This window comes from Prosthecobacter sp., assembly GCF_044373815.1.
Lineage (GTDB): Bacteria > Verrucomicrobiota > Verrucomicrobiia > Verrucomicrobiales > Verrucomicrobiaceae > Prosthecobacter.
Map to the genome: position 1 here is coordinate 1 of NZ_JBIPNG010000582.1, position 3,611 is coordinate 3,611.

Here is a 3,611-nt window from a genome sequence, read left to right on the forward strand (position 1 = left end):
CATCGGCACTTCTTCCAGAGGCACGGGCCGTTCACGCGTCATGACCACTTCCGCCTTGCGGCCCAGACTCACCAGCCATGCCGCCACGTCTTCCGGATTCGCCACAGAGCCGCTCAGCAGCAGCAGCCGCGTTTCCTGCGGCGCCAGTGCGATGGCCGCCTCGTAGTTCGCACCCCGCGAATGGTCCGAGATCATCTGATACTCATCGATCACCAGCAGCGCCGGACCTTCGCCGCGCACGAGGCGCTCGATCTGCGTCTCCAATGTGGCTACGACGACAGGCGCATCCACATTCTCCGCGATGTCCCCCGTGGCGATGCCCACATTCCACTTCGCCTCTTTCCACTCGGCGTACTTGTCATTCGCCAGCGCCCGCGTCGGCACCGTGTAGATTGCCGGCCCCTGCAAATGCCGTCCCTGATGCAGCAGCTCAAAAATATACGTCTTCCCTGCCCCCGTCGGCGCACTGACGACCACGTCACAGCCCGAACGCAGCAGATTCACCGCCTGGTGCTGCCATGGGTCCGGGAGTTTGAGCTGGTTGAGAGATGGAAGCATGCGCCGCTCTCTATGACGCACGAATTCAAGCTTGTCACGAACCAGGCTTGTTCGTATCCTTAATGCATGGCCACCAGCGTATCTTATCTCTTGCAAGAGGCATTGCAGCTGTCTGCAGACATGCGCATCGATCTCGCGGAGCAGTTGATGGAAAGCGCATCTCCTTCGACTGAGGCGATCTCGGAGCAGATGAAGATCGTGCGCACGCGAATGAGCAATGTGGAGAGCGGTCTTTCGCGGCTGGTGGAGGCAGATGCGGCGCATCAGATGGTCCGCGAGGCTCTCTCTGCGAAAGCATGACGCTGCATTTCGAACTGGAGGCACTCGAGGAGTATCGCGATGCGGCGATTTACTCCAAGACGAGGTTTGGTCTTGGCGAAGACTTTGTGCAGGCCATGGAAGCAGCCTTGGAAACCATCGCACACGATCCCGCCCTGTTTCAGCTTGTGGGCAATGGCGTGCGGATCTTCCGCCTGAAGCGTTTTCCTTATCATCTCTACTACCATCATGATGCAGAGGAAGAGAAGATCACGATCTATGCCGTGGCTCATCACAGCCGTCGGCCTGGCTACTGGCGCAAGCGTCTGCGGTAGGTGCACAAGACCGGCTTGAATCTTCAATACGCCCCGGTATTTCTTTCCGGCATCTTATGAAAAGCTGTGCCAACGAAACGTTTCCCGGATTGCGGCTTTTCATATCTGCACTCCTCATGCTGCTGGCTGGCTGCAATGCGGGAACCATGACCGTCGGCCACTATGACGGCACCACTGGCGAAGCCAGCAAGACCACCTACTCCAAGTACTACGACAATGGCGACTGGCTTCTGAAGGACAAGCTCGGGCTCGTCATCCTCGTGGATCACGAGAAAAAAGTCATCCCTGTCGCGCATGGCACAGCGCAGGCGCTCGGAGCACTCGGGCCACGCGATTCCCTCGCTTCCGGCAAGCTCTCGATTGTTCTGTGGAACTTCGATTCTGTGCCTCATCAGGTAAAGTTCAAACGCATGACGGTCCCCAGCGGGGCACTGGATTTCCAAAACGAAGTGCTCACCGCCGCTCCGCACAAGGAGACAGAAACCGAGGCTGGCAGCTTTCCGATCTTCAACTACGGCACTTCCATCCATGTGACCCTTGAGGTGGAGGTGGCCGGAAAGCCACGTCGCATCGAGCTGGATCTGCTGCGGCGCACCAAAGCTCAGTTGAATCAGTACTTCTCCGACGGTGCAGTGCGCCCCTATCCTTGGGGCGCTCGCAGCGTCAATCAGTGAACGATTTCACTACCCGTTCCAGCTCTCGTAGATTCGCCCGCGCCTGCGATTCATATCGCTCGCGTGCCCATGCGGTGAGGTAGATCTTCTCGCGCTTCAAAAAGCCAGTCAGAATCTCCGCACGTTTCTCCGCATACACCGCCTGCGGCACCCAGGCATACTCCGCACGAATCTGCCGCTCATATTCCAGCACACGCTTCATGGGCTGCGCAAAAATCGCGAGATCAATGTCGATGATCCAGGCATCATCCAGTCCGGCTCCCGGCTGGTGTGACTTCGTCAGCAGGATAAGCCGCGCCACCTCCTGCGCCGTTGGATGACCGCCGAGTGCCTCCAGTGCCATCTCCGCGCTGAGTTCTTCGTTTTCGTGCCCTTGAGGGTCATACACCGCATCATGAAACCACAAGGCCATCTCGATGAGGTCCGGATTCGCGATCAAACCGGTCGCCTTGGCGGCGTCCAAAAGGAGCAGGCATTCTTCAAGATGCTGCAGAGTATGGTACGCACGCTGCGGCTCCGCATAGCATTCCAGCAGCCGCGCATGCCATACGAAGGCCTCGCCCCGCAAACTCAGACGTCTCCAAAGGTTTTCCAAGCGTACGTTTGAAGTCATCATGAGGAGGAAACAATGTGGGACACAGGGCTGCAATTGCCAGACGAAGCTGCGAACCCTGAGTTATTCACAGCAATCATCTCACCCCCGCGCTTGAATCCAGATCACAGCACGGTATCGCTGAGCGCACACATGGATTGCCGCCAAAATGAAATCGTTTCCAGCCTGATGACCTCGTATCACGAGGTGGGTGGGATCAACCATGTCGATTGCGGCAATCTGCCGTCCAAACGCGCCATTGCCACGCTCTGCGAGGATCTTCTGCATCTGCTCTTCCCTGGCTTCTTTTCGGATGAAGCCGTGTCTTCCCAGGAGCTGGAGCTGATGACCAATGAACTCGTCGCCAGCATCCGTGAGCGCCTGAATGTGGAAGTGCGCCGCAGCCTGCGCCTCAATGGCAACCCTGAAAACCGCGATGCGGAAGCCGCTGACGTGGTGTGCAGTTTCTTGATGAGACTGGCCGAAGTGCGTGCGCTGCTGAAAATGGATGTCGAGGCCGCCTATGCCGGCGATCCCGCTGCCCGTGGCTTTGAGGAAATCATCCTTGCCTATCCCGGACTTGAAGCCATCGCGATTCAGCGCACGGCCCATGTGCTCTACCTGAAAAACGTGCCGGTGATCCCGCGCATGATGACGGAGTGGGCGCACAGCCGCACCGGCATCGACATTCACCCTGGCGCGGAGATCGGCTCGCATTTCTTCATCGACCACGGCACGGGCGTGGTCATCGGTGAGACCGCCACGCTGGGAAATCACGTGAAGCTGTATCAAGGCGTCGGTCTCGTCGCACGCTCCCTCGCTGCCGGGCAGGCACTGCGGGGCAAAAAGCGCCACCCCACGCTGGAAGATCACGTCACCGTGTATGCCAACGCGACGATTGTCGGCGGCGACACGATCATTGGTGCGCGCAGCACCATCGGAGCAAACGTATTCATCCTCGAGTCCGTGGCCCCCGACATGCTCTACGCTCTGGGTGAGCAGGAACACAAGGTGCAGGTCAAAAAGAAGAAGTGAGCATGTTCGATCTCTCCCAGCTCAATTTTGACTTTTCCGCCCTGCCGCACTGGGTGCCGTTTCGCAAGGTGCGTGACCTGACGCCCCCGCCAGAACCGGCGGAGGGTTCAGCGGATGAAACCGTCCCTGATGGCCGGGATGCGGAATTGGAGGAGCAGA

Annotated in this window: 6 protein-coding genes; 4 read left to right on the top strand and 2 right to left on the bottom strand. The window is 58.6% G+C overall.

Features of this window, described 5'->3' with window-relative positions:
* On the bottom strand, nt 1-558 hold a 558-nt coding region (locus ACIREA_RS28560), incomplete at its 3' end, for a DEAD/DEAH box helicase (protein ID WP_397385724.1).
* A gap of 120 nt (nt 559-678) precedes the next feature.
* Here ACIREA_RS28560 and ACIREA_RS28565 point away from each other — a divergent pair.
* Genes ACIREA_RS28565 through ACIREA_RS28575 form a run of 3 tightly spaced genes read left to right on the top strand, consistent with a single transcriptional unit; the run spans nt 679 to nt 1,825 of the window.
* The gene (locus ACIREA_RS28565) at nt 679-858 is read left to right on the top strand and encodes a hypothetical protein (RefSeq protein ID WP_397385725.1); all 180 of its coding nucleotides are present in this window, start codon (nt 679-681) and stop codon (nt 856-858) included.
* Complete coding sequence (locus ACIREA_RS28570; protein WP_397385726.1) at nt 855-1,151, top strand: type II toxin-antitoxin system RelE/ParE family toxin; 297 nt, start codon at nt 855-857, stop codon at nt 1,149-1,151. Before ACIREA_RS28565 ends, ACIREA_RS28570 begins: the two co-directional genes overlap by 4 nt.
* 56 nt (nt 1,152-1,207) lie before the next feature.
* The gene (locus tag ACIREA_RS28575; RefSeq protein WP_397385727.1) at nt 1,208-1,825 is read left to right on the top strand and encodes a hypothetical protein; all 618 of its coding nucleotides are present in this window, start codon (nt 1,208-1,210) and stop codon (nt 1,823-1,825) included.
* Here the strand turns inward: ACIREA_RS28575 and ACIREA_RS28580 are convergent.
* Complete coding sequence (locus ACIREA_RS28580; protein ID WP_397385728.1) at nt 1,815-2,441, bottom strand: N-methyl-D-aspartate receptor NMDAR2C subunit; 627 nt, start codon at nt 2,439-2,441, stop codon at nt 1,815-1,817. The two genes, ACIREA_RS28575 and ACIREA_RS28580, sit on opposite strands and share 11 nt — an antisense overlap.
* A gap of 129 nt (nt 2,442-2,570) precedes the next feature.
* Between ACIREA_RS28580 and ACIREA_RS28585 the strand changes: the two genes are divergently transcribed.
* Nucleotides 2,571-3,452 carry a serine O-acetyltransferase gene (locus ACIREA_RS28585; RefSeq protein WP_397385729.1) on the top strand — a complete coding sequence of 294 codons (882 nt, stop codon included), beginning with the start codon at nt 2,571-2,573 and terminating at the stop codon, nt 3,450-3,452.
* The last annotated feature ends 159 nt before the right edge of the window (nt 3,453-3,611 follow it).

Excerpts from the sequence above, each read along its gene's own strand:
- ACIREA_RS28565 (WP_397385725.1), top strand. The coding sequence starts at position 679 with ATGCGCATCGATCTCGCGGAGCAGTTGATGGAAAGCGCATCTCCTTCG.
- ACIREA_RS28585 (WP_397385729.1), top strand. The coding sequence starts at position 2,571 with ATGGATTGCCGCCAAAATGAAATCGTTTCCAGCCTGATGACCTCGTAT.
- ACIREA_RS28570 (WP_397385726.1), top strand. The coding sequence starts at position 855 with ATGACGCTGCATTTCGAACTGGAGGCACTCGAGGAGTATCGCGATGCG.
- ACIREA_RS28580 (WP_397385728.1), bottom strand. The coding sequence starts at position 2,441 with ATGATGACTTCAAACGTACGCTTGGAAAACCTTTGGAGACGTCTGAGT.
- ACIREA_RS28575 (WP_397385727.1), top strand. The coding sequence starts at position 1,208 with ATGAAAAGCTGTGCCAACGAAACGTTTCCCGGATTGCGGCTTTTCATA.